Origin of the sequence: Methylophilus sp. 13, assembly GCF_015354335.1 — a bacterium.
GTDB lineage: Bacteria > Pseudomonadota > Gammaproteobacteria > Burkholderiales > Methylophilaceae > Methylophilus > Methylophilus glucosoxydans.
In genome coordinates this window covers 524,971-550,850 of sequence record NZ_JADKYR010000001.1, presented here as the reverse complement: position 1 = coordinate 550,850, position 25,880 = coordinate 524,971, and the positions used below count along the sequence as shown (strand labels likewise).

19 protein-coding genes are annotated in these 25,880 nt (G+C 50.1%); 10 read left to right on the top strand and 9 right to left on the bottom strand.

What is annotated here, in order from left to right:
- Positions 1–143: 143 nt before the first annotated feature.
- The 4 genes from INP77_RS02515 to INP77_RS02500 all read right to left on the bottom strand — a co-directional run bounded on the left by INP77_RS02515 (position 144) and on the right by INP77_RS02500 (position 5,039).
- A complete protein-coding gene (locus INP77_RS02515) occupies positions 144–695 on the bottom strand; it encodes a flavin reductase family protein (protein WP_194747113.1) in 552 nt (183 codons plus the stop codon).
- A gap of 15 nt (positions 696–710) precedes the next feature.
- A complete protein-coding gene (locus INP77_RS02510; protein WP_194747112.1) occupies positions 711–2,576 on the bottom strand; it encodes a P-loop NTPase fold protein in 1,866 nt (621 codons plus the stop codon).
- 505 nt (positions 2,577–3,081) lie between these two features.
- Positions 3,082–3,270, bottom strand: a complete 189-nt coding sequence (locus INP77_RS02505; protein ID WP_194747111.1) for a hypothetical protein — start codon at positions 3,268–3,270, stop codon at positions 3,082–3,084.
- Complete coding sequence (locus INP77_RS02500; RefSeq protein ID WP_194747110.1) at positions 3,258–5,039, bottom strand: glutamine--tRNA ligase/YqeY domain fusion protein; 1,782 nt, start codon at positions 5,037–5,039, stop codon at positions 3,258–3,260. The genes INP77_RS02505 and INP77_RS02500 overlap by 13 nt, the downstream gene beginning before the upstream one ends.
- A 167-nt stretch (positions 5,040–5,206) precedes the next feature.
- Between INP77_RS02500 and INP77_RS02495 the strand changes: the two genes are divergently transcribed.
- From INP77_RS02495 to INP77_RS02485, 3 genes are read left to right on the top strand one after another with little or no spacing between them, the layout of a single operon-like run.
- A complete protein-coding gene (locus INP77_RS02495; RefSeq protein WP_194747109.1) occupies positions 5,207–6,196 on the top strand; it encodes a biotin--[acetyl-CoA-carboxylase] ligase in 990 nt (329 codons plus the stop codon).
- Positions 6,193–6,993: a type III pantothenate kinase gene (locus INP77_RS02490; RefSeq protein ID WP_194747108.1), complete on the top strand. Its 801-nt coding sequence runs from the start codon at positions 6,193–6,195 to the stop codon at positions 6,991–6,993. Before INP77_RS02495 ends, INP77_RS02490 begins: the two co-directional genes overlap by 4 nt.
- A 13-nt stretch (positions 6,994–7,006) precedes the next feature.
- On the top strand, positions 7,007–7,888 hold the full coding sequence (locus INP77_RS02485) for an SPOR domain-containing protein (RefSeq protein WP_194747107.1): 882 nt from the start codon (positions 7,007–7,009) through the stop codon (positions 7,886–7,888).
- Between the two features lie 67 nt (positions 7,889–7,955).
- Here INP77_RS02485 and INP77_RS02480 read toward each other — a convergent pair whose 3' ends face one another.
- The 3 genes from INP77_RS02480 to INP77_RS02470 form a co-directional block, all read right to left on the bottom strand.
- Positions 7,956–8,504 (bottom strand): hypothetical protein, encoded by a 549-nt coding sequence (locus INP77_RS02480; protein WP_194747106.1) that lies wholly within the window; start codon positions 8,502–8,504, stop codon positions 7,956–7,958.
- A 102-nt stretch (positions 8,505–8,606) separates the two neighbouring features.
- On the bottom strand, positions 8,607–10,394 hold the full coding sequence (gene lpdA, locus INP77_RS02475; RefSeq protein WP_194747105.1) for a dihydrolipoyl dehydrogenase: 1,788 nt from the start codon (positions 10,392–10,394) through the stop codon (positions 8,607–8,609).
- Positions 10,395–10,504: 110 nt separating this feature from the next.
- A complete protein-coding gene (locus INP77_RS02470; RefSeq protein ID WP_194747104.1) occupies positions 10,505–10,978 on the bottom strand; it encodes a hypothetical protein in 474 nt (157 codons plus the stop codon).
- Between the two features lie 207 nt (positions 10,979–11,185).
- On the opposite strand from INP77_RS02470, the gene INP77_RS02465 reads away from it, so the two are divergent.
- The 6 genes from INP77_RS02465 (at position 11,186) to INP77_RS02440 (ending at position 20,035) form a co-directional block, all read left to right on the top strand.
- Positions 11,186–12,799, top strand: coding sequence for a hypothetical protein (locus INP77_RS02465; RefSeq protein WP_368667884.1), 1,614 nt, complete (start codon positions 11,186–11,188; stop codon positions 12,797–12,799).
- Between the two features lie 34 nt (positions 12,800–12,833).
- Positions 12,834–15,395 (top strand): glycosyltransferase, encoded by a 2,562-nt coding sequence (locus tag INP77_RS02460; protein ID WP_194747103.1) that lies wholly within the window; start codon positions 12,834–12,836, stop codon positions 15,393–15,395.
- The gene (locus INP77_RS02455; RefSeq protein ID WP_228518653.1) at positions 15,368–16,528 is read left to right on the top strand and encodes a PA0069 family radical SAM protein; all 1,161 of its coding nucleotides are present in this window, start codon (positions 15,368–15,370) and stop codon (positions 16,526–16,528) included. The genes INP77_RS02460 and INP77_RS02455 overlap by 28 nt, the downstream gene beginning before the upstream one ends.
- A gap of 142 nt (positions 16,529–16,670) precedes the next feature.
- Positions 16,671–17,330, top strand: a complete 660-nt coding sequence (locus INP77_RS02450) for a PepSY-associated TM helix domain-containing protein (RefSeq protein ID WP_194747102.1) — start codon at positions 16,671–16,673, stop codon at positions 17,328–17,330.
- A 103-nt stretch (positions 17,331–17,433) separates the two neighbouring features.
- On the top strand, positions 17,434–19,560 hold the full coding sequence (locus INP77_RS02445; protein WP_228518652.1) for a TonB-dependent siderophore receptor: 2,127 nt from the start codon (positions 17,434–17,436) through the stop codon (positions 19,558–19,560).
- Positions 19,561–19,624: 64 nt separating this feature from the next.
- Positions 19,625–20,035: a gamma-glutamylcyclotransferase gene (locus INP77_RS02440; protein ID WP_194747101.1), complete on the top strand. Its 411-nt coding sequence runs from the start codon at positions 19,625–19,627 to the stop codon at positions 20,033–20,035.
- Between the two features lie 50 nt (positions 20,036–20,085).
- Here the strand turns inward: INP77_RS02440 and aceF are convergent, their stop codons facing one another.
- Positions 20,086–21,429 (bottom strand): dihydrolipoyllysine-residue acetyltransferase, encoded by a 1,344-nt coding sequence (gene aceF / locus INP77_RS02435; protein ID WP_194747100.1) that lies wholly within the window; start codon positions 21,427–21,429, stop codon positions 20,086–20,088.
- A 27-nt stretch (positions 21,430–21,456) separates the two neighbouring features.
- The gene (gene aceE / locus INP77_RS02430) at positions 21,457–24,126 is read right to left on the bottom strand and encodes a pyruvate dehydrogenase (acetyl-transferring), homodimeric type (RefSeq protein ID WP_194747099.1); all 2,670 of its coding nucleotides are present in this window, start codon (positions 24,124–24,126) and stop codon (positions 21,457–21,459) included.
- Between the two features lie 285 nt (positions 24,127–24,411).
- On the opposite strand from aceE, the gene INP77_RS02425 reads away from it, so the two are divergent.
- The gene (locus INP77_RS02425; protein ID WP_194747098.1) at positions 24,412–25,878 is read left to right on the top strand and encodes a leucyl aminopeptidase family protein; all 1,467 of its coding nucleotides are present in this window, start codon (positions 24,412–24,414) and stop codon (positions 25,876–25,878) included.
- Positions 25,879–25,880 lie beyond the last annotated feature (2 nt).

Sequence of the window (25,880 nt, the reverse complement as noted above, 5' to 3'; positions counted from 1 at the left end):
AGGCCTGTAATACCCCTATTTCAACTACAGGCTATTAAATTGACATCAATTTAAAATAAAAAGTTTCCACTTTTAACAAGATTGCAGGCAATAAAAAAGCCCTGACCAACAGGGCAGGGCTGATTTTTTGCATGAGTTAGAAGCTAGTAGGCTTGGCCCGTGGCAAAGAATACGCCGCCAGCAATATGGTGGATGGTGCGTAACTCGTCATGCCCTTCAAAATGCCAGCGGCCGTCAGAAAATACACGCTCATCAGCATGCGCCGCGATCACTTCAGCAATAAACAAATCGTAAGTGTTCTGGTTATGCGGCTCGGGGATGATTTTGCATTCCAGCCACGCCACGCAATCCTTCACCAGTGGCGCGCTGATCTTGTCTGCAGCAAAGGTTTCAATGCCGTATTCAGAAAACTTGTCTGCGCCTGGCAAATCACGGCCGCTGATACTCCCCACCTTTTTTACCATCTCGATTTGCTTGACGCAGGGCAGGTTGATGGCAAAAGTCCCTTCCGCTTCCATCAGTTCGCGGGTGTAGGTTTTGCTATCAATGACGACGGTGACTTTGGGTGGATTAAAGTCTAAAGCGCAGACCCAGGCGGCGGCCATGATGTCTCGTTTGTCTGCATGGGCGGAGGTGATGATGGTTGTAGGGCCGTGGTTTAGTAACCGATTTGAATTTTTTAACTCAAGATTCATTTTATGCTTTTGTAATTAATTTCTTAGATGTTCTGCAGCAGCTTTAAAAGTTTGTGCGGCTATCAATAAATTTCTTTTCTTCATAGTCTTAGGATGTTTATTTGCTTCAGTAGTAAAAATTCTGGCGACCTTTACCAGCCAGTCGGCTTCGTCTTTTAACTCCTGATTGAAGTCTACGAATCCATATCTATTCTTTAGTAAACTTTCAATATTCCATTTATTCCTTTGAGATAAGGAAATGAATTTGTTAGCAAACCTCCGAGGATCAATGTAAATTAGGATTGGAATTTTGTAATAAAGATTATCTTTATCATTGTTTAATTGAAGGTGTTGGCAAAATTTAAAATTATCGCTGCTCATTAGATCAAGTAAATAATTTGCAACTTGTGGATAGTCATCAAGTACAGCTTGGTTAATTTTTTCGATTAAGTACTCGTATATTTCTTTGAATTCTGCGGAGTCTCTTTCCTGATACCCTAGGTTATGGGAGGACTCTTGAGCGAAATGACTTTTTAAATTATCAGCTTGAATAGCTAATAAATTATTCTTTTTCAAATGATCAATATATTTCTTCCCAAGTTTAAGAATCTGAGCTCTTGATTTTGGATATATTTTGCATTCAGACAAAAATAATAGATTGCCAAAAATATGTAAAAAAACCTCAACTTCATGATGCTTAAATGACACAAACTCCTCGTGAACGATGTCAAGATAGCTTTTGATTTCCTCATCAGTGAGTTCATAGGCATACCAAAGCTTTTTCCAGGTTGGAGTATCTTCTGTAAAAAAATACTTACTATTTTCAACTTCAGATATTAGTTTTTCTGTATCGAAAATGCCTTTTTCAAAAAGTTGTTCCCATAGTTCAAGACTCAGTACAAGGTCATACAAAGAAAAGTCAGGATATTTTTTGGTAATTATTGAGATTGGTTGTTCCGGATCTTCAGTTCCTTTGCCATTCATAAAAGAAACCCAATCGCTCATGGTTAGTTTTCTTAATTGAGCTGGTTTTAAATGCCCGCTTTTTATTTCAAAACTAAATATCAGATAGTTCGTCAACAAAGCTTGAATTAAATCATTATGGCTTTTTAAATTCTCAGGAAGAGAATTGAGTAGTCTCAAAAAATCATCAAGGGCTTGTCTTATATGCCTCAAGTTCTGATAAAGCGACTGGTTATATATTCTTACAATTTCAGGCGTGAGTCTTGTAAATATTTCTTTTTGATTCTCTGGATATTTATCAATGAAAGCTTTTAAAGCGATATCAGTTTCTGGTTGTAGTTCGAAAGTTTTACCAATTAACTTTTCCTTAGCCCTCTGGTAAGAGATATCATCTTTGTTAATTTGCTCTTCACTCCTGATTTCATCCTCATTAGCAATCAGAATAACTTTGTGACCACCATGTTCAACGAGATGATTTATGTAGCCAAAAAGCTTAAGAATGTTGATATTACTTCGCTCTAAATCATCGAAAACAATTACAAAGTCTTCTAAGTTTGTAAGATAATCTGGCAAATTAATATCAGGTATGGTGGGAGATATAGTTCCATCCTCTCTACCGTCATTATTCAAGTCGATCTTTAAGGCACCCTTTAAAAAGCCTTTCACAACTTTGCCAGCGAGGACTGCTTTTTTTGAAGATAATTTAGGGTGGAGTAATCTGAAAAATTCATCCTCTATATCCTTAAAAGAGGACATACCATAGGTACTCACTAAAAGACTTTTGAGAGATTGACTATTTCTTTTCTCAATAAATTGATTGATAAATTGAGTTTTTCCACTACCCCAAGCACCTTTTAAAAGCACAGCATACTGAGGTGATTCAGATAGCTGACAATAGTATTCGAGAAATTCAAAGATTTTTTGGTTGTGAGAGAGCATAGACGATTAGCGCGGATGAACTTACAGTTAGCTTAAATTATTCTTTAGTAATTAAGGACATGTTGTTGCAGGCTATCATCCTTATTTTTTAGTAACTACATAATGTATACCAGTTTGCTCTGCTAGCGTTTTTGCAGCTTTGAGCTGCGCGACGTAGGGCTTGATCAATGGCCTCAAACTTTTTTCTATCAACTTTTCTTTTTCAGTCATAGATTTACGCCTCGTGAGAGTAATTTAGGTTCATTGGCTGAATTGTCATACAAAGACCATGAATTTGATAGAGCGCTGTAAAGCTGATGTAAGTTTTTTTAAACCTGTTTTGAGTCTACGCTTACTGGTAGGGCTGGGGTATTGTGGCCATCAGCAGTCGTTTTAGGGGTCGGGGAGCGCCAACCCAGCAGCAATCAGGTCGGCAAGATTGGACAATTGGCCTCATTAGGCAAGTATTCACAGGCAAAGGTAGTTTTTCCTGCGCCGTTTGGACCTGCAATAATGATGACTTTTTTCATCGGCCTAGAAGTTGGTCAATTCTTTCAAAAACGACTTCGGCTGGGATGGTTTTTACTTTGTTGGAAAGGATGTCATCCAGACGTTGCTTGGAAATAGTTAGCCACGCTTGCTCATCCAAGCTGAGTTCCCGATTATCAGTCAAAGATGAATGATCGGCGTGGCTCTTATCCATTATTTCTGCCAAGTATCCTTCAATGTCACCGTTCTGTTAAACACTGGCTTACCTGCCACGCTGTCTTTGCGATCTGCGACAAAATAGCCGTGACGCTCAAACTGGTAGCTGTCACCTGGGTTGGCTTCCTGGGCGCTTTGCTCAAGCTGGGCGGTGATGACTTTGACAGAATCCGGGTTAATGTCTTCTAAAAAGTCTTTATCGCCGCTGCCTGGATGCGGGTCTTTAAACAGGCGGTCATACAGGCGGATTTCGGCAGTGTAAGCGTGGTTAGCGCTGACCCAGTGGATATTGCCTTTGACCTTGACGCTATCAGCCCCCGGCGTGCCGGACTTGGTGTCTGGCAGGTATTCGCAATGCACGGTGGTGACGTTGCCAGCTGCATCTTTTTCACAGCTCAGGCATTTGACCACATAACCATAGCGCAAACGCACCATGTTGCCGGGGAACAGGCGGAAGTAGCCTTTTGAGGGCTCTTCCATAAAGTCTTCGCGCTCAATCCACAGCTCTTTGGAGAGTTTGACCACGCGTTTGCCCAGCTCAGGGTTTTGCGGGTGGTTAGGGGCGTAGCAATCTTCGTCTTGGCCTTCTGGGTAATTATCAATCACCAGTTTGATCGGGTCGAGTACGCCGATTTTGCGCGGGGCAGATTCGTTAAGGACTTCGCGCATGCAGTCTTCGAGGATACTGTAGTCGATCCAGGAATCTGCCTTGGAGACGCCGATACGGTCTGTAAACAGCTTAAAGCCTTCTGGCGTGTAACCGCGACGGCGAGCACCGGCCAGCGTTGGCAGGCGTGGGTCATCCCAGCCAGAGACATGTTTTTCTTCGACTAACTGAATCAGCTTGCGCTTGGAGAGCACGACATAGGTCAGGTTCAGGCGTGCAAATTCATATTGGTAAGGCACCGGATTGGCCAGCAAGCCAGCTTCAACCAGGCGTGCCATCAGCCAGTCATAAAATGGGCGTTGATCTTCAAACTCGAGCGTGCAGATGGAGTGGGTGATTTGCTCCAGTGCATCTTCAATCGGGTGGGCGAAGGTATACATCGGGTAGATGCACCATTGGTCACCGGTGTTGTGGTGGTGCGCGCGGCGAATGCGGTAAATAGCCGGGTCGCGCATATTGATGTTGGGCGAGGCCATGTCGATTTTGGCGCGCAACAACATGCTGCCATCTGGGTGCTTGCCATCGCGCATTTCACGGAAAATACGCAAGTTGTCTTCTACGCTGCGGTTGCGGTAAGGCGAATCTTTACCTGGCTCAGTCAGTGTGCCACGGTTGATACGTACCTCTTCGGCGGTTTGTTCGTCGACATAGGCGTGACCATTGCTAATCAGCGCTTCTGCGGCTTGGTACATGACATCAAAATAATCCGAGGCAAAATAAAGGTTATTTTCTTTGCTGCCATTGGGCGTGGCGTTGTCCCAGCCAAAGCCCAGCCATTGCACCATGTCAGAGATGCTGTCTACATATTCCTGGCTTTCTTTTTCCGGGTTGGTGTCGTCAAAGCGCAAATGGCAAACGCCGCCGTAATCACGCGCCAGACCAAAGTTTAAAAAGATGGATTTGGCATGGCCAATGTGCAGGTAGCCGTTAGGCTCTGGCGGAAAGCGTGTGCGGATTTTGGCAAAATCGACCTGCCCTGTAGATTGGTGTGCAGCATCACCGGGGCTACCTGCCCACTTTTTAGTCGCATATTTGTGCTCGGCCAGATCTTTTTCGATAATGGCACGAATAAAATTGGAGGCGGCGGGGATCGGTTCTTTTTGTGTAGACATGGCGGTTCTTGAAGTTGCTAAAGTGTGCTTATTTTACACGGTTAGCGACCTGACCCAAAACGCTTAATACAGAGCGTTTCGGGCTTTTATCGCCCGGCCTGACAGGGCGGGTATGCTACACTTCGGGCTATGAATATACGCATGATTATCGCCACTCACCGGTTGTTATGAACAAGCTGGCATTTCCTATTCTGGCCGTGCTGGCGGATGGTAAATTTCACTCTGGTGAAGACTTGGCCCAGCGTTTTGGCGTCACGCGCGCCACGGTATATAACGCGATTCAATCCGCTGAGCAGCTAGGCATCAAGGTGTTTTCAGTCCGTGGACGCGGATATCGCTTGCCCAAGCCGCTGACCTTGCTCGATGCGGATCAAATTACCGAGGCCTGTGGCGAGTATGCGCCCTGGTTTCATGTGCAAGTGCTGGCGCAGGTCGATTCTACTAACCGCTATTTAATGCAGGAGAGTGCGCGCGGTATTGCCCATGCGACCTGTGTGGCGGCGCATATGCAGACAGCCGGGCGCGGTCGACGCGGCCGTTCCTGGCATTCTCAATTGGGTGGTAGCCTGACTTTTTCATTGCTCTGGCGCTTTCAATGTGGCGCGGCGGGCTTGTCTGGCTTGAGCCTAGTGGTCGGTTTGGCTTTAGTACGGGCGTTGCACACGATGGGCTTAACCAGCGTGCGCTTAAAATGGCCGAATGACTTGCTGGTGTTGCAAGCGGGCAGTTGGCACAAGTTGGGCGGGATTCTGATTGAGCTGCAAGGGGATATGGAAGGCCCAAGTGCAGCCGTGATCGGCATAGGCCTCAATTTGGAATTGGAGGCCGATTTACAACAGCAGATTGACCAGGCGGCGATGGGCCTAAATCAGTTGGCGGGTGCGCCTGTAGACCCTAACCACTTGCTCGGCCACTGCTTGAACCAGTTGGCGCAACACTTAAGCCTGTTTGCCGAGCATGGTTTTGCCTATTTTCAGCCCGAGTGGACGGCGTATCATGCTTTTGAGCAGCAAGCTGTGAATCTGCTGTTAGCCAATGGCCAGTCGGTTCCCGGTCGCGTGGTTGGCGTAGCTGAAGAGGGCAGTTTGCTGGTGGAAACCGCTGCCGGTATTCAGCGCTTTAACGCAGGCGAAATCAGCGTGCGGAGTGCGGCATGAAACTGTTGATTGATGCAGGTAATAGCCGCACCAAATGGGCCTGGTGCCCAGAGCAATCGAGCCAGCCGACAGCGCTGCAGATCAATACCCTGGATAATCAATACTGGTTTGAGGGCACCGCACAGGCGCAAGCCTTGCACGCCGCAATTGCTAAGGCGAGCCAAATCTATTTAAGCAATGTGGCGGGCGAGCGCTGGCTGCAAGCCTTGTCCCAGCGGGATCAACGTTTGCAAGCTATTGTTGCCACCTCTTCAGCCTTGGGTTTGCAAAACGGCTACAGTCAACCTTCGCAACTGGGTAGCGACCGCTGGTGCAGCCTGTTAGCGGTATGGCGTAGCGAGGGCCAATCAGCATTGGTCGTCAGCGCGGGTACCGCAATGACGATGGATGCGCTGCTAGTTAAACAAGAAGTTAAGCAAGAGCTCAAACAAGTACAGGCGATGTTTGCTGGCGGCAGTATCCAGCCTGGCTTGCGACTGATGTGGCAAAGTTTGCAACAAGGGGCGGCGCAACTCGATTATGCCTATCCCGACCTTGAAACTGCTACCGATAGCTTTGCGAAAAATAGCCAGCATGCCATGTGGGTGGGCTGCGTGCAGACGCTGGCTGCTTCGGTAGCTGCCCAACATGCGCGCTTGTGCCAGCAACTGGATCATGTGCCATTATTGTTCATGAGTGGCGGCGATGCAGATTTAATCGCCAGATATTTGCCGCACGCATTGTCAGCACAGGCGATTATTGTGGATAATCTGGTATTAAAGGGATTGGCCTGCCTGGCTGAGTGTTCAGACGAATGAAAAGTATAAGAGAATGAAAAAAATATTCTGGATATTGGTATTGCTGAATGTGGTGGTGTTTGCTTATTTTGAGCGCAATGCCCTGTCACCTGCCGTCAGTAGCCTCAAACCAGAGCTCCAGCCACAGCAAATTAAAATCCTCACCGAGCAGTCGTTGCTGTCTTACCCCACACGCCATCCAGAGGCGGCGGTAAACGAGCCTTCCGATTCGGTAGTGCAGCCTGCTGATAGCCATGTGCCTGCCAGTGAGCCAGTGTCAAAACCAGATGCCCAGGGTGCTGAAGCTAAACTGCCTGAAACCAAGCCATCTGAGCAAAAATCTCCTGAGCCTAACAAGCCCGTGAGCTCCAACGTGGTGGAAGCGAGACCCGCTGAAGCAAAGCAGGCAGAAAAAGCCCCGTCGGCTAAGCCCGCAGAACAACATGCCGCGACGGCTGGCGCATGCTATGAGTGGAGCAGCTTCAACACCGCGCGCTTGAATGAAGCCTTGAGCCTGGCACAGCAACTCAATATCAAGACTCATACCAATCTGATCGGCAGTCCGCAGGATAATGTGCGCTACTGGATTTATAAACCGCCGCTACCAACTGCCGAGGCTGCGCAAATCAAAGCCGATGAATTACGTAAACTCGGTGTGGAGGATTTCTTTGTTGTGCAAGACGACCCCAAATGGCGCAACGCAATCTCGTTCGGAGTTTTTCGTGATGAAAAACTGGCCGATAAGCTCATGCTAGACCTCAAAAATAAGGGGGTAAAATTGTTGATTAAAGCGACCCGTAATGGCGGTCAGGCGGTCATCAAAATGCAACAGGTCTCGCCACAACAACTTGCCGGTTTACAAAAAGCGCGTTCGCAGTTTCCAGATGCCGTGCTTAAAGAAATACCTTGTAATTAAAATTCACAAGGCGTTAAAACGATAGACATCAAAAAACCCGCATTCGCGGGTTTTTTGATAATCAATCCTACTGTTGTGCTGCTTTTTGAGCTTCTGCTGCTTTTTTGGCCGCTTCTTCTTCCTTGGCTTTATCTTCTTGAATTTTCTTCAGCAAATCCCCATTGGCTTTCAGGCCTGTCATGATTTGATTATCTACATTGTTTTTACGATCAAACACAAGACTATCGCCTAAAATCACTTTTACCCAGTCTGGATAGCTGTAAGCCGTCCCCTTGTTGTGATCAACAATCGCGCCTATGCCACCGCCAAACAGAATGTTACCCCACATCCCGCCATTGGCTCTGGAGACCAGAACAGCAAAACCAGACTCTGCATTATCCTTTTGACATTTAATTTCGAGGTTTTGACCAGAGCGATGCACAACCAGGCTACCCGGTGTTTTGGTGGACCACTCACCGCGCTCATTTTTTGCCGTACATTTGGCATCTTCAACGAGTTGATCTTGTTTGTTGTATGTTTCAACGCGAATCGGTTGATTTGAATCTTTGGTAATCGACGCACAACCCGAAAAAAGAAGGCTGCTTGCCATCACAAAAGCGACGTGATGATATTTCATATACTCCCTTATGTTGTTATTAGTTAACTCCCGTGAGCAGGAGTTAACTAATATTATAGAGGGCAGGTATATTTTTAGTAAGAGATGTTAATAAATTTATGTTTACCGCTTTTTCGGTGGCAGCATATCGGTGATGGTGCCTTCCTTGAGTTCAGCGGCAAAGCATACTGTTTCAGACAAGGTGGGGTGAGCATGAATGGTCAGACCCAGGTCATGCGCATCGGCGCCCATTTCAATCGCCAGCACAGCTTCAGCCAGCAACTCGCCAGCATTGACGCCAACGATTCCGGCACCAATCACACGGTGAGTGTCTTTGTCGAAAATCAGTTTGGTTGCGCCTTCGGTACGCGCGATAGACAAGGCGCGGCCACTGGCAGCCCACGGGAAGCTGGCTTTTTCGATCTCAATGCCTTTGGCTTTGGCTTCGGTTTCGGTGAGGCCCACCCAGGCCACTTCTGGGTCCGTATAGGCGACGGAAGGGATAACACTGGCGACAAATTCGACCTTGTGACCGGCAATCACTTCTGCGGCTACTTTCGCTTCATGCGTGGCTTTATGGGCCAGCATGGGTTGGCCAACAATATCACCAATCGCAAAAATGTGTGGGACATTGGTACGCATTTGTTTGTCGACGCTAATGAAGCCACGGTCATCGACGGCCACGCCAGCATTTTCGGCACCAATATTTTTACCATTCGGGCGGCGACCGATAGAAACGAGCACGCGGTCATATTTTTGCGTCTCTTGCGGCGCATTTGCACCTTCAAAGTCTACATAAATCCCATCTGCCTTGGCTTCGATCTTGGTGACTTTGGTCGACAACATAATGCTTTCAAAACGTTTTTCCATGCGTTTTTGCAGTGGACGCACCAGGTCGCGGTCACAACCGGTAATCAGGCCGTCCATAAATTCCACCACGCTCACTTTAGAGCCCAGCGCGTCGTAGACCGTCCCCATTTCGAGGCCGATAATGCCGCCGCCAATCACCAGCATACGGCCTGGGATATCGGCCAAAGCGAGTGCGCCAGTGGAGTCCATGATGCGTTCATCTTCAGGCGCCCCCGGAAATTTGGTGGCTTGTGAACCTGCGGCAATAATCGCATTCTCAAAACCGACCAGGGTGACTTTGCCATCGGCGCCGGTAACGGCAATCTGGTGTGGGCTGGTGAATTTACCGACGCCATTGACCACAGTGACACCGCGCGCCTTAGCCATCTGGGCCAAGCCACCAGTCAGCTTGCTGACGACATCGTTAGCTTTCCAGTTGCGCAGTTTGTCGAGATCAATCTCCGGTTTGCCAAAGCGCAAGCCATGGTGTTCGGTTTCTTGCGCTTCAGTAATGACTTTAGCCGTGTGTAACAAGGCTTTGGAAGGGATACAGCCTACATTGAGGCAGACGCCACCAAGTGTTGGATAGCGTTCTACCAGAACCACTTTCAGGCCAAGGTCGGCAGCACGGAAGGCGGCAGTGTAGCCGCCAGGCCCGGAGCCCAATACCATGACCTGACAGGTGACATCATGATTACCTGTCGGTACCGCTGGGGCAGGGGCTGCCGAAACTGGGGCAGCGGGCGCCGCTGTGGCGGTGGTTTGTGTGGCGGGTGTAGCAGCAGGTGCTACGGCAGGTTGTGCTGCGGTCGTGGTTGATTCAGCACTTTCCAGCAGCAAGATCAGGCTACCTTTGGCGACTTTGTCACCCACCTTGATTTTTAACTCCTTGACCACGCCAGCATGTGAGGAAGGAATATCCATGGAAGCTTTGTCAGACTCCACGGTAATGAGGGAATCTTCTTTGGCCACGGTATCGCCGACGGCGACCAGCACTTCAATCACATCGACACTGTCAAAATTGCCGATATCCGGCACCACTATTTCAACCATTTGACTCATGAAAACCTTATGTATGCGTTAGTTTTGCTATTTTATCACCAAAAGAACAACCGCACTTTTGGCTTGTCACTGCTTGATTGTCCCGATAGATGTTTCAATCACATCGTGCATCAGCGTTTGGCGGGGGCGGTTGTGACCGGTTTAACCGCTGTGGCTGGCTTCATGGTGCAGGTTTCATGGCCGTAATTACCGCCCGTATCATCTGGTTCGTAATAATCGTTTTTAAAGGTCCAGCCGGCCTTGCCCACTTTGCTGAATTGACCCATGCCGGTGGAGAATTCTGCATATTTGGCATCAGACAGTTTAAAGGTCATTGCCAACTGTTTGCCACGGGTAATGGCCTGGCCAGTGTAGCTTTGCTTGTTTTCCGTGTGTGTTGCCAGCTCGTAGACGGAAACTTGTGCTGTGCTGTTGCGGCGGTTCTTTTTGAGATAAATGGTCACTTCATAATCGCCGACAGCAATATTGTTGCCTTTGCACAAATATTCACCACTGTAATCCGGTGACGCGGCAGGGGCTGAAAACGCAGTGGATGAAAAGATTGCGAACAGACTAAAGGTGATTAAACAGGATTTAACGTTCATATGACTTCTGAAATAAATTTTTGGCGTGAGAAAGTTTAAAAGCCTGAGTTTTTTGCGAGACTTTTGAATACATTTCATCATAATTGCAATTACATAATTTACCAAGTCTCTTTTAGTGTTTTTGTCGCTTGCGGCTTGTAAAAGCAGGGCGCAAGCCTAGGTGATTTATGAGAGAATAGCCGCTATTTTTAGCAACCTCTTGACAAGGTGACCATATTGCAGCGTTTGTTATCAAGAATTTCACCCATCGTCTGGCTGACCTTGTTTTTACTGGGCTCCGTTTACTACGTCTGGCGATTGCAGCAACCACAAGTGTTGCTTGAGGTGGATGCGGATGCGTTGCCCCTGCAATGCATCTCTTATTCGCCTTATTACAAGCCTGGCATGAGTCCGCTGGTCAAGGATATGCATGTCGATCCGCTGCAGATTGAGCAGGATTTACAAGCCTTGTCCAAAGTCACGCGCTGTGTGCGCACTTATTCGGTCGGCCAGGGGATGGATTATGTGCCCAAGGCTGCGCAAAAACTGGGCATGAAAGTCATTCTTGGCGTCTGGATCGGCTGGCTGGAAGATCTCAACCAGGCAGAGCTCAAGCTAGCGGTGCAGCAAGCGAACCAGTATCCGGAGACCGTGCGTGGCATTGTGGTAGGGAACGAGGTCTTGTTGCGCGGCGAGCAGTCCGAGCCCAAGATGCATGGCTACCTGCAATGGGTGAAAGCCAATACCAAGGTGCCAGTCACCTATGCCGATGTGTGGGAGTTTTGGCTCAAGCATCCTACTTTAGAGCAGGACGTGGACTTCGTCACCGTGCATATTCTGCCCTATTGGGAAGATAAGCCGGTTGCCATTGATCAGGCGGTTGCCCATACCGCCTCGGTGATGGGACATTTGGGCACAGTCTTTAAAAAACCTATTTTGATTGGTGAAACCGGCTGGCCATCGCAAGGTCGTCAACGTTTCTGGGCCAAGCCGAGCGCGATCAATCAAGCCAAATATATGCGTGGTTTTTTGCAGGCCGCCAAGCAGAGTCAATGGCAATATAACGTGATTGAAGCCGTGGATCAGCCTTGGAAGCGTGAGCTGGAGGGCACGGTCGGGGGGTATTGGGGCGTGCTTGATACGGACCTAAAACCCAAATTCAGCTTGCAGGGGGCGATGGCTGAGCGTGCAGATGGCTTGCAACCCTATCTGCCCGCGCTCGGGCTGGGGCTGCTATTCGTTGCCTATGGATTTTATCGCCATCGCCCAGCGAATCAATTGGCTGTACTCGCATTAAGCGGCATGCTGCTGGGCTTGCATGCCTATCTGCAACTGGAATATGTACACTTGGCGGCCCGTAATTCTCTAGAGCTGAGCATGCTGGCTGGGCTTGCCGTGCTGGGGTGGGGCCTGCTTGGCTTGCAACTCAGGCAATGGCTGGGGTTGAACGCAAAAGCTTGCCTGGAACAAGCCGCGCTCCGACTGCTGGCGGTCGGATTCTTGCTGACCAGTGGCGCGCTTGCCGTCAATGGGCGCTATCTGGATTTCCCTATCATCTTGGTCTGCCTGCCATTGGTCGCGATCACGATTTCTTTATTGATGCCACGCGCTCAGACTGGTCAAACAGGGGCCGTCAATGCTGGATTCTGGCTGGTGGCTGCACTGCTGGTCATGGCTGCCAATTGCGCCGTGGCCGTGGCGATCATGGAGCCAGGGAATACCATGGCCTGGTGGTGGACTGCTGTCTGCGGTGTTGCCTTGCTGATATTACCTCTCAGAAGCCTACAAGTAGGTATTCCGCTGACAGCCAACGCTGCTGATTCAGCGTATCATTCAGTTTAAAACAATAACTCATCAATAACGGGAAGTGTGAGAAGTGATCGTTTCATGGTTTAAAAAATTGCTGCCAAGTCTGGCGTTTGCGATAGTCTTTTCAGCGTTGCATTTTGGCCTCTGGACGCTGGCCAACCGGGCGCTGCCACTGATCAGTGTCAAGCCGGAAGTCAATGGATTTGCCTATACCGGTTACCGGGCCAACCAAAGCCCGCTCGAAGGGCAGCATCCGAACACCGCCGAACTGGCGCAAGATCTCGACCTCATGCATAAACATACGCGCCACATTCGTATGTATTCATCACTGGATTTGAACGAGGTGATCCCGCTGGCCGCCAAGCGCAATATGAATGTGATTGCGGGGGCCTGGATAGATGCAGACAAGCAGAAAAATACGCGGGAAGTGTCTGCCTTGCTCGAAAAGCTGGAAAACTACAGCAATATTGACCGTGTGATTGTTGGCAACGAATCGCTGTTGCGTAACGATTTGCCGGTTCCGTCCTTGATTGAATACCTGGATTTTGTCCGCGAACATAGCAATGTGCCGGTGTCTACCGCCGAGCCTTGGCATGTCTGGCTCAAACACCCGGAGTTGGTGAAGCATGTGGATTATATTGCGGTACACCTGCTGCCTTACCATGAAGGCGTGCCGGTTGAAAAAGCCGTGCAATACACCATTGAACGCTATAACCAGCTCATGGAAGCTTATCCCCGTAAAAAAATCGTGATCACCGAGGTAGGCTGGCCCAGTCGTGGTCCAGCGATTGGTGCTTCTGTCGCCAGCGAAGTCAACCAGGCGCGTTTTATCCGCGAGTTCCTGGCTCGTAACTCCATTGAGGATCTGGATTTTTACCTGATGGAAGCGTTTGACCAGCCCTGGAAAGTTGCGCTGGAAGGCTGGGCGGGTGCCTATTGGGGCATGTATAACGCTGATCGCCACCAGAAATACTCCCTGCAAGACGCGGTGCCACCGAATACGCGCTGGATTGCCAAAGCCACTTGGTCTACGGTGCTGGCATTTATCCCGATGATGTTTATTGCCTGGCGCTTTAAACACTGGGGCATAGGGGGCGTATTGTCGATGGCGGTGTTGTTTCAGGCCTGTATCACGACCTTGACCATTGCCTGGAATCTGCCAGGGGACTACTACTACACCTTACGCGATTTTGTGGTGCTGATCGGGCTGATATTGGGTATTGCGCTGACCTCGATGGTGTTGATGATCTACGCCGCCGAGTTTAGTGAGGTAATGTTTAAACCGTACTGGCGGCGGTTCTTTAAACGCGCCCAGCCATTACCTGCCGATCAGGAGTTATTTGTCTCTATCCACCTGGCCTGTTACAACGAGCCGCCAGAAATGGTGATTGCCACGATTGATAGCCTGCGTAATCTGAACTACACGCATTATGAGGTGATCGTGGTGGATAACAACACCAAGGATGAGGCGAAATGGAAGCCGCTTGAGGCTTATATGGCGAATATGCCGGATAACTTCCATTTTTATCACTTGCCTTCCTGGCCAGGCTTTAAAGCGGGCGCGCTGAATTTTGCACTGGATAAAACCCACCCGGATGCGCAAGTGGTGGGGGTAGTCGATGCTGACTATGTGGTGACACCAGACTGGTTGTCCGACCTCGTCCCTCATTTTCAGGAATCGCAAGTGGCGGTCGTACAAGCACCACAAGCCCACCGTGAATGGGAAAATCATTTCTTCCACCGCATGTGTAACTGGGAGTTTGAAGGTTTCTTCCGTATTGGCATGCATCACCGCCATGAGCGTAATGCGCTGATCCAGCATGGCACCATGACACTGATCCGCCGTGAGTCGTTGCAAACGCTGGGCGGCTGGTCTGAGTGGTGTATTTGTGAGGATACCGAACTTGGGTTGCGATTGCTCGAGAGAAACATGGAGTTGCGTTATATTGATGAAACCTTTGGGCGTGGCTTAACACCGGCCAACTTCAAAGCCTTGAAATCACAACGTAATCGCTGGGCATTTGGGGCGATGCAAATACTTAAACATCACATGCCAAAGTTGTTGGGTAAATCATCACTCAACTTTAGTCAGCGCTACCACTTTTTGACTGGCTGGTTTGGCTGGTTTGGGGAGGCCTTGCAACTGATATTCACCATCGGTTCTATCGGCTGGACGATTGCCATGTTGGCATTCCCTAAATACTTCAGTTTGCCAGTGGTGGTCATGATTGTTCCCATACTGTGTTTCCTGGCGATCAAGGCCATTCTGGGACCAGTCTTGTACCGCAAAACCATGCAGTGCAGCTGGATGGATATCTTTGGCGCTTCACTGGCCAGCTTGGGTTTATCACATGCCATTGCTCGGGGTATCATCAGTGGCCTGACACACAAGGCAGGCGTCTTTGTCGTGACGAATAAAACCAAAGCCAAACTTAGTAATTGGCAGCTGATCGCGCCAATCAAGGAGGAGTTGACGATTCTGATCTCTCTGTTGCTCAGCGCAGCAGCCATGCTGTATTCGCGCGGTTTTAGCAACCTGGATGCGCAATTGTGGGTATCCATGCTGGCGCTGCAATCCCTGCCGTACTGGAGTGCATTGGCATGCCAGTGGATATCGGAACGCAAGTAGACCAATTAGCGCAAGACCATCTTGATGCTTTTCCACCCGAGCGGGTGGAAAAGCCACTTATATACAAAGGGCGTGCGGCCAGCAGCAATCAGGACAGCCGCTTTGATCCACATCGCCGCGAAATCATAGATGACGGCTGGGGCAGTCTGGATGAAGAGGCGCCGGCCCTACGCACAGAAGTCATGCTGGATGCGGCTAAAAGCATCATCAATTACATTCAATCTCCAGACCTGCCGTTTGACCGCACCTTGAATCATTACCGTGGCTGTGAGCATGGCTGTATTTATTGCTATGCCAGACCCACGCATGCCTATCTGGGGCTTTCTCCCGGCCTCGATTTTGAGTCACGCTTGCTCATGAAGGCGGAGGCTGCTGAGCTCCTGAAAAAGGAATTGGCACACCCCAAATACCGCTGTGCGCCGATTGCCATCGGTATGAATACGGATAGCTACCAACCCATAGAGCGTGAATATCAACTGACGCGCCAGGTGATTCAGGTGCTGAGTGACACCAATCATCCGTTTAGCCTTGTCACCAAGTCCTCACTGGTTGAGCGTGATATTGACCTGATTGCGCCTATGGCTGCCAAGGGGTTGGCCAGTATTTATCTGAGTATTACCACGTTAGATCGTCAGATTGCCAGACGGCTTGAACCGCGGGCAGCCGCGCCTGAGCGTCGTTTTGAAACGCTGCGTAAACTGAGTGCGGCGGGCATTCCAACCGGCGTGATGGTGGCGCCTGTCATTCCGGCGCTCACAGATTGTGATATGGAGCATATCCTGGAAAAAGCACATGAGGCCGGCGCCCGCAAAGCCGGCTATGTGTTCCTGCGTTTGCCGCATGAATTAAGTGATTTATTTCAGGAGTGGCTACAACAATATTTTCCGCTCAAAGCCCAGCATGTCATGAGCATCGTCAGGCAAAGCCGTGGTGGTAAAGACTACCAAAGTGGTTTTGGTCAGCGCATGCGTGGTGAGGGCATATTTGCCGACCTGCTGGCGCATCGTTTTAAACTTAGTTGCCAGAAATTGGGCATGTCAGGCGAGCGGCTTGATTTGCGCACGGATTTGTTTTCTGCAGATCCTAGCTGGGGGTGTGCTACTAAGCTTCAACAGCAATTCTCATTGTTCTAAAAAATATTGATCACTATCGTCGGTATGCGTTGATTGAGATATAATTGCGTCTTATTCTCAATTAATAGCAACCCGAAATGTTTTATCGAAAGACACGATTGTCGCTGGTTGAGATTTTCACATCATTCTCAGAAAGCGCTTAGTGCAACATCCACGCCAACTCTCAGCCAATGTCCGACGTGCAAAAACCATTCGCTGGTTACGACAGGTGCATGGATGGTTAGGTTTATGGGGAGCATTACTGGGGTTGCTGTTTGGCGTCACCGGTATTCTGCTGGATCACCGCAATACCCTTAAAATCCCTGCAGTTCAAATCGAGCAAAAAGAAATTCAGCTGACAGTCCCTGCTGCTTATACCGCGACAAAGCAAGACTTTGTTCGATACCTGCAACAGACATTTGAGATTGACCATGCGCCTTTTCAAAAGAAGGCCAAGCCTGCATTCAAGACCCAATCTTCCGCACGGTTTATGGGTAAAACCTTAGCGCAGCCAGAAAAATGGGAAGTCGAATTCCGTATGCCGCAACTAAAACTCACCGCAGAGTACGTGGTGGGTAATGAATATGCGCTGGTACGCAAGGAAGAGGTAAATGCCTGGGGATTTTTGACCAACCTGCACAAAGGGACGGGCGCAAGTGTGGGGTGGGTACTTATGGCTGATACGTTGGCGGGTGGGCTGATTGTGTTGTCTATCACGGGTGTATTGCTCTGGACCAAAATGCGTCAGTCAAGATTGATATTGGCGGGATTGATGGGAAGTTCTTTGATAGTGGGCGTGTGGTTGACACTGGCGATGTTGTAACCATTGCTTGGAAAGTATTTAAGTAGCGCTTACGCTGTGGTTAGTTGGATTTATGTTAATATGTTGAATGATAATGATTATTATTTAATATAGAGAGTGATCCATGAAGTTCCAGACCGCGGCCCTGGTCGCAGCCACCTTGTCTACATCCATGGCAAATGCAGAAGCGTTGCAGCCCGACCATCAAACCTTGCCAGAAGTGGCCGTCAAAACAAACAAAATCGCAGAGTCAACCACTGCCCCGATTAAAAAATATCGAGCCAGTCAGGCACGTACCGCAACAAAAACTGATCTGCCAATAAACGAAACCAGCCAATCCATCTCGGTGGTCAGCAGTGAGCAAATGCGAGATCAAGCGACACAAACACTGGCAGAATCACTACGTTTTGTGGCGGGGGTGGATGCCGGTCAACGAGGCCGGCGCGGACTGGATGACTTTTCGATTCGTGGCTTTGTGCAAAGTGATTATGTGCTCAGAGATGGGATGCGGATGGCGTATGACCTCTCCTGGATACAAGCTGAGCCTTTCGGCCTGGAACGGGTAGAAGTGCTTAAAGGGCCTTCTTCTGTGCTTTATGGCCAGACCGGTCCGGGCGGCTTTGTCAATTTAGTCAGCAAGCGTCCAACCGATACCCCTATGGCCCGTTTTGGCATGGCTTTTGGCAATTATCAGCAACAGCAATACACGGCAGATATTTCTGATGCGCTGAATCAGGATAAAACCCTGCGTTACCGCTTGGTGGCCTTGACTGCCAGCAGTGATGATCAGGTCGATTTTGTCGATAGAAAGCGCCAGTATGTGGCCCCTTCACTGACTTGGGATATCAGTGACAATACCAGTTTGACGGTATTGACCAGCTATCAAAAGAGCAGTTATGTGCCGATACGCGGATTACCTGCCGATGGCACCATCTTGCCTAACATAAATGGCGATATTTCCTTCAAACGTTTTGTCGGTGTGCCCGGCCTGGACCATTACGATACAGAACAAACTTTGCTCGGTTATGAGTTCTCGCATGCTTTTAATGCGCATTTGAGTTTTAGGCAAAACGTACGCTATAACACCCTCAATCTTGATGGCACATTTACTGAACCTAGTAATCAGGGTTTATTAGCTAACAAGCAAGACTACAGACGAGCAATTTCTATTCGCCAACTCTCCGCACAAATGTGGACGATTGATCACCAATTAGCAGCAAATTTTGATTTGGCTGGGTTCAAGCATCAGATGTTATTCGGGGTTGATAACATACGTTACTATCTTAATCGCTACTATGCCAATCGCAGCGTGACGCCATTAAATCTTTACAGCCCTAATTATTCTGCAGCAGTGCTGGGTAATGTTGTGACTAAAGCCGATAGTACTGGTACGGATGAGCTGACTCAGCAGGGCCTTTATTGGCAAGATCTGGTTAAATTTGGAGAAGGCTGGAATCTGCAACTGGGCTTGCGTCATGACCGCTCCGAAATTAATCAGAACCGGATCACCGGAATCAATATCCAGAGTAACGCACACAAAACCACTGGCAAGCTGGGCCTGCTATATGCGTTTGAAAATGGCTGGTCGCCTTATGTCAGTTACAGTGAATCGTTTGTCCCTTTGGTTGGGAGTACCTTTGCGGGAACACCTTTTGTGCCAGAAACCGGGCAGCAAAAGGAAGCCGGTCTTAAGTACGCCTCTCCTGATCAGCGCTTTTCCACAACTTTCTCTGTGTATGAGTTAAAGCGGCAGAATGTGACCACCAATGATCCGGTTAATGGCCCCAGCTTTAGTGTGCAAACAGGCGAACAGCGCCACCGCGGTTTTGAGTGGGAGGCGACGGGTCAAGTGACTGATGATCTCAATTTGGTCGCCAGCTATACCTACATTGATGCGGAAGTGACCAAAAGCAACTCGACCAATCTGGGTAAGCGGCCCATTCTGGTCGCAAATCATATGGCGAATGCCTGGCTTAATTACAAACTGAGTGCAATTCTGCCTGGCTTAAGCGTCGGAGCAGGGGTGCGTCATATCGGTAAACAAGCGGGCAATGAGACCAATACATTTGATGTTCCCGACTACACCTTGTTTGATGCGGGCATTTATTACACACGAGACGCATGGCGATTTGCACTCAACGGCAAAAACCTGGCGAATAAACGCTATATGGCTGGCTGCTCCAGCCAATCCGTTTGTTTTACCGGCGACCCGCAAATGTTATTGTTGACTGCAAATTACGCATTTAAATAATTTAGGCAAGACATGATGCAGGCTGACCATGGATCAGCGCATTAAACGCAGTTAAGATTGCAGCATGAATGATTTATTGTTTGTCTATGGCACCCTGCGTCAGGGCAATACTAATGCGATTGCGCTGTATCTGGCTCAGCAGGCTGATTTTGTCGCCTATGGCTGGTTTCAGGGGCTGATGTATCAGATCAGCTTCTATCCTGGCGTTGTGGCTTCTAACGACCACTGTCATCGTGTATATGGAGAGGTATATCGCCTCCGAGATACGCAAAGTGTGTTGACCATGCTGGATGAGTATGAAGAATGCAGTGCCCGGCATCCACAACCCGCCGAATATCAACGGGTTAAAACACAGATTCTCACGATAGATGATCAGCTGCTTGAGCCAGTATGGATATACCTCTACCAATGGCCTGTAGCTGATAAGTCCAGGATAGTGACCGGGGACTTTATGCAGCCGATGCAGATGGCTTAAAACACAAAGGGCGCTTTCCGCGCCCTTTGTGTTTTTTACCCGTCTAAAAATTAGAGCAACAAGCGTCTCACATCACTCAGCATCACACGCAAATGGCTGGTAAAGCGTGCGCCGTCCGCGCCGTCGATGACGCGGTGATCGTATGACAATGACAGCGGCATGATCAGGCGTGGGTCAAAGCCGCCCGTGTCTTTGTTGTACACCGGCTGCATGGCCGCGCGGGAAACTCCCAGAATCGCGACTTCAGGGCAGTTGATAATCGGCGTAAACATGGTGCCGCCAATGCCACCGAGGCTTGAAATGGTAAAGCAGCCGCCTTGCATTTCCTCAACTTTCAGCTTGCGCTCACGGGCCTTGGCAGACAGGTCCGCCAGGTCACGTGCAATGTCCATCACGTCTTTCTGGTTCACGTCACGTACCACAGGCACGACCAGGCCGTCCGGTGTATCGCAGGCGAAGCCAATGTTGTAATACTGCTTGAGGATCAGGCTATCGCCTTCAGGGGACAAGGAGGCGTTAAAGTTAGGGTAAGTACGCAGGGCGTTGACCACTGCTTTCATCAGAAAAGCCAGCAAAGTCAATTTCACGCCACGCTTCTCGGCTTCGGCCAGCATGGACTTACGGAAGTCTTCGAGGTCGGTAATGTCAGCCTCATCAAACTGTGTGACATGCGGAGCGGTGACCCAGTTGCGGTGCAAGTTGGCGCCAGACAGCTTCTTGATGCGGGAAAGCGGTTTGGTCTCGATATTGCCGAACTGGCTGAAATCAATCACCGGCATGGGCAAGGTGCTTAAAGCACCGCTAGTACTCATGCTTTCAGAGCGTGGTTTAGACAGTTCACCTTTGACGTAGGCTTGTACATCACTTTGCAAAATACGGTTTTTAGGGCCGCTGGCTTTCACCAGTGACAGGCTCACCCCCAGTTCACGCGCAAACTTGCGGACAGACGGGCTGGCATGTGCCAGTTTGCCGCTGCTGGCTACGGTGCTGGCAGCAACCGGGTTAGGCGTGGCTTGCGGCTGGATGACTTGGGGAACTTCAGCCACCGGGCGGGTAGGCTCAGGAATCGCAACCTTGGCTTCATCCACCGTCACGGTCGCCACCACGGGTGTGGCGGTCGGCTGCGGGGCCACTTTTTCTGCCGGTGCCGCTTCGCCAGCGGTATCCAATGTCAGAATCAGGGCGCCTTGCTTGGTTTTGTCGCCCACTTTGATGTGAATTTCCTTGACCACGCCAGACAGCGAGGAGGGGATATCCATAGAGGCTTTGTCAGACTCTACGGTGATTAATGAATCTTCCTTGGCGACGGTGTCACCGACGCTGACCAGGACTTCAATGACGTCGACGCTGTCAAAGTTGCCGATATCCGGCACCAGTACTTCTTTGATAGACATATTGTGTATGTTCCTTATGTCGTGACCTTAGATCGTAGCCGGGTTGGCACGACTAATGTCGATATTGTATTTTTTAATGGCTTCGGCCGCCTTGCTGGCTGGCAGCTTGCCGTCGTCCGCCAGGGCTTTCAGAGCGGCCAGCGTCACATAGTAACGGTCAACTTCAAAGAAGCTGCGCAGGGCTTCACGGGAGTCAGAGCGGCCGTAACCGTCTGTACCCAGTGTCACGAATCTGTTGGGTACAAATGGACGAATCTGGTCGGCAAAGCTGCGCATGTAATCCGTAGAGGCAATCACAGGGCCTTCGGCTTTTTGCAGCGAGGCTTCAACGAAGCTCAACTTAGGTTTCGCTTCTGGATGCAGCAGGTTGTGACGCTCGGCGTCAATACCGTCGCGACGCAGCTCGGTAAAGCTAGTCACACTCCAAACATCCGCAGACACGCCCCAGTCTTGTTCCAGCAACTCGGCGGCAGCAATCACTTCACGCAGAATCACACCGGAACCCATCAATTGTACTTTCGGGCCTTTGGCTTTCGACTTGCTGAAGCTGTACATGCCTTTGAGGATGCCCTCGGCACTGCCTTCCGGCATGGCCGGATGGCTATAGTTTTCGTTCATCAGGGTGATGTAGTAATACACATCTTCCTGATTTTGTACCATGCGGCGCATGCCTTCCTGGATGATCACGGCCAGCTCGTAAGCAAAGGTAGGATCGTAGGAGATACAGTTAGGAATGGTCGCGGACATCAAGTGGCTATGACCATCTTCATGTTGCAAGCCTTCACCGTTGAGGGTGGTACGGCCAGCAGTCGCGCCCAGCAAGAAACCACGGGCACGGCTGTCGCCCGCGGCCCAGGCAAAGTCGCCAATACGCTGGAAGCCAAACATGGAGTAGTAGATGTAGAACGGAATCATCTGCGTGCCAGTGACGCTGTAAGACGTCGCCGCGGCCAGCCAGCTTGCGAATGAACCCGCTTCGTTAATGCCTTCTTCCAGAATCTGGCCGCTTTGTGATTCCTTGTAGAACATCACCTGATCAGAATCTTGTGGCTCATAGAGCTGGCCGACAGAAGAGTAAATGCCTAATTGACGGAACATGCCTTCCATGCCAAATGTACGCGCTTCATCCGGCACGATAGGCACCACATATTTGCCGACTTGTTTGTCACGCACCAGGGTAGACAGGATACGCACAAAGGCCATAGTGGTGGAGATTTCACGGTCACCGGTGGCGCCCAGCATATTTTCAAACGCCGACAGTTCAGGCACGGTCAGCTCGTTGCCTTTACGGCGGCGGCTAGGTACAAAGCCACCTAAAGCTGCGCGGCGTTCCATCATGTACTTGATTTCCGGGCTGTCTTCCGCCGGACGGTAGTAAGACAGGTTTTCTACCTGTTCATCGGTCAATGGCAGGTCAAAACGGTCACGGAACGCCTTCAGTGAGGCAATATCCATGCTCTTTTGCTGGTGGGTGGTATTCTGGCCTTCGCCGGCTTCACCCATGCCATAACCCTTAACAGTTTTGGCGAGGATGACAGTAGGTTGACCTTTATGAGTCACTGCAGCCTGGTAAGCCGCAAATACTTTGTGCGGATCGTGACCACCACGGTTCAGACGCCAGATGTCGGCATCAGACATCGCAGCCACCATTTCACGCAGCTCAGGATATTTGCCAAAGAAATGCTCGCGGGTATAGGCGCCGCCTTTTTGTTTAAAGTTCTGGTATTCACCGTCCACGCACTCTTCCATGCGTTTGCGCAGAAGGCCGTCTTTATCCATCGCCAGCAGCGGATCCCAGTAAGAACCCCAAATGACCTTGATCGCGTTCCAGCCTGCACCGCGGAAGTTGGATTCGAGTTCCTGAATAATCTTGCCGTTACCGCGTACCGGGCCATCCAAGCGCTGCAAGTTACAGTTGATCACGAAAATCAGGTTATCCAGACCTTCACGCGCCGCCAGCGAGATCGCGCCTTGTGATTCTGGCTCATCCATCTCGCCATCGCCACAGAATACCCAGACTTTGCGGTCTGAGGTATCGGCAATGCCACGGTTATGCAGGTACTTGAGGAAACGTGCCTGGTAAATCCCGGCCAATGGGCCTAAACCCATGGACACGGTAGGGAACTGCCAGAAGTCAGGCATCAGCCAGGGGTGCGGGTAGCTGGACAGGCCATTGCCACCGGTTTCCTGACGGAAGTTATCCATCTGCTCTTCAGTGATGCGGCCTTCAAGGAAGGCACGTGCGTACACGCCTGGTGAGGAGTGGCCCTGGAAATACACACAGTCGCCGCCAAAGCTCTCGTTGGCTGCACGGAAAAAGTGGTTAAAGCCCACATCATATAAAGTGGCTGCCGACTGGAAGCTGGCGATGTGACCGCCAATGCCGGGGGATTTTTCATTGGCACGCAACACAGTCATGATCGCATTCCAGCGGATCAGGGCACGGATACGGCGCTCCATCTCGGGATCGCCTTGCAGTTTAGCCTGCAAGTGGGTGGGGATGGTATTCACATAAGCGGTGGTCGCTTTGTAAGGCAAATGGCCGCCAGAACGGCGGGCCTGATCAATCATTGCTTCCAACAGAAAGTGGGCACGTTCTGGCCCTTCATTCTCAATGACTGCGCTGAGGGCTTCTAACCACTCCTGGGTTTCTTGTGCGTCTGTTTCATTGAGGTGTGCTTGCGAATGCGTTGCCATGCGTGAGGATTCTCCGAGTTTTAAGTCGCTATGCGTATAATCTAGCTTCGAGCAATGCCTAGAGCTGAGAAAGTGTTGATTACCAAGAAGGGATTCCGAAATTGGACACTACTTTTATGGTATCACGTTGCTGCACTCAAGTGATGAGTCTCAGCAAGCTATCAATTAGCTGTAAGTGTCTCTTTTTTGACGCTTTTGGTCAAGTTTTGCATCAGCTAGACACGCTTGTCTACTGGCTTTTGCTACGTTTATTTAATATTTTATATAAGAGTGTTTTCTGACTGTATGCGCATCGAGTGGTCCCAAAATTCTGAAGTCAATTCAACCGTGTTGTCCGCATTTGCGCAGCATATTTTGCTGGTATTTGAAGAAAAATACTTTTCTACCCTGCCATTTGGCGAAGCATTAGCCGCAAAACTGGCGCGGGCTGGCCTCACTGCCGCTGATTTGGCACAAAAGCCGGTCACGCTTGAATGGCCAGATGGCCGCCTGGTGAGTCTGGTACAGGTCGAGGCCAGTAGTCCTCGTTTTGCGTTGAATAGCCTGTTACGCAGTGCGGTAAAGCCGTTGCTGGAGGAGCATCCTGCGCGCATCGCTATTGGTGTGTATGCAAAAAAACAGGCCACCGTGCTCGCCCGGCAGGCGGCGTATGTCACGCTGGTGAATGCGCAAGCTTTGCCGATGCTCAAGAAAAAGCACAAGGGTCAGTCCTTACGAGAAATCGGTCTGTTTGGTGTCGATGCCCTGGACTGGACGGAAGAAGTCACCGCCTTGGTCGCTGGCAATACCGTGTGCCGCGCCTTGACCATGACGCCGCCTAATATGTTGACGCCATCGCTGTATCAACAGTGCTTGCAATCGATGGCCAGCGAAAAAGGGTGGCAATATGAGGCGTTTGATATTGATAGGCTAAGGGCGTTGGGCGCAGGTGCTTTTGTGGCCGTCGCGCAAGGCTCTGAGCCGCAGGATGCCGCGATTGTGAGGTTGAGCTATCGCCATCCGCAGGCGAAAAAAACACTGGCGCTGGTGGGCAAGGGCATTTGCTTTGATACCGGCGGCCATAATTTGAAATCGGCCAAATATATGCAAGGCATGCATCAGGACATGAACGGCAGCGCGGTGGCGGTTGGCGTGTTGCAGGCAATTAGCGCACAACAGTTGGCTGTGAATGTGGACTGCTGGCTGGCCCTGGCGCAAAACCATATTGGCCCCAACGCTTACAAGCAAAATGATGTGGTCACGGCGCTCAATGGCATGACCATCGAAATCGTGCATACCGATGCCGAAGGCCGTATGGTGCTGGCTGACACCCTGACCCTGGCCAGCCGCAGCAAACCGGATGTCATGCTTGATTACGCCACACTCACCGGCAGCATGCAAACCGCGCTGGGGTCGCGCATGAGCGGCATTATTGCCAACCAGCCCAGCCTGGCGCAGCAGATGGTCGAGGCCGGTACTGAGAGTGGCGAGCGAGTGGTGGCGTTTCCATATGCAGAAGATTACGACAGCGAGTTGGACAGCGAGATTGCCGACATCAAGCAGTGCACCATGGACAGTGATGCGGACCATATGCTTGCTGCACGGTTTTTAGGCAGGTTTATCGAGCATGAGGTCGATTGGTGCCACATAGACTTGTCGTCTTATACACACAAGGACGGTTTGGGTGCGGTCGGCAGTGAGGTGAATGGCTTTGGTGTGGCCCTCACCTTGCAATGGCTCAAGCAGTTTCTCGCCAGCAAAGCTAAACGTTAATT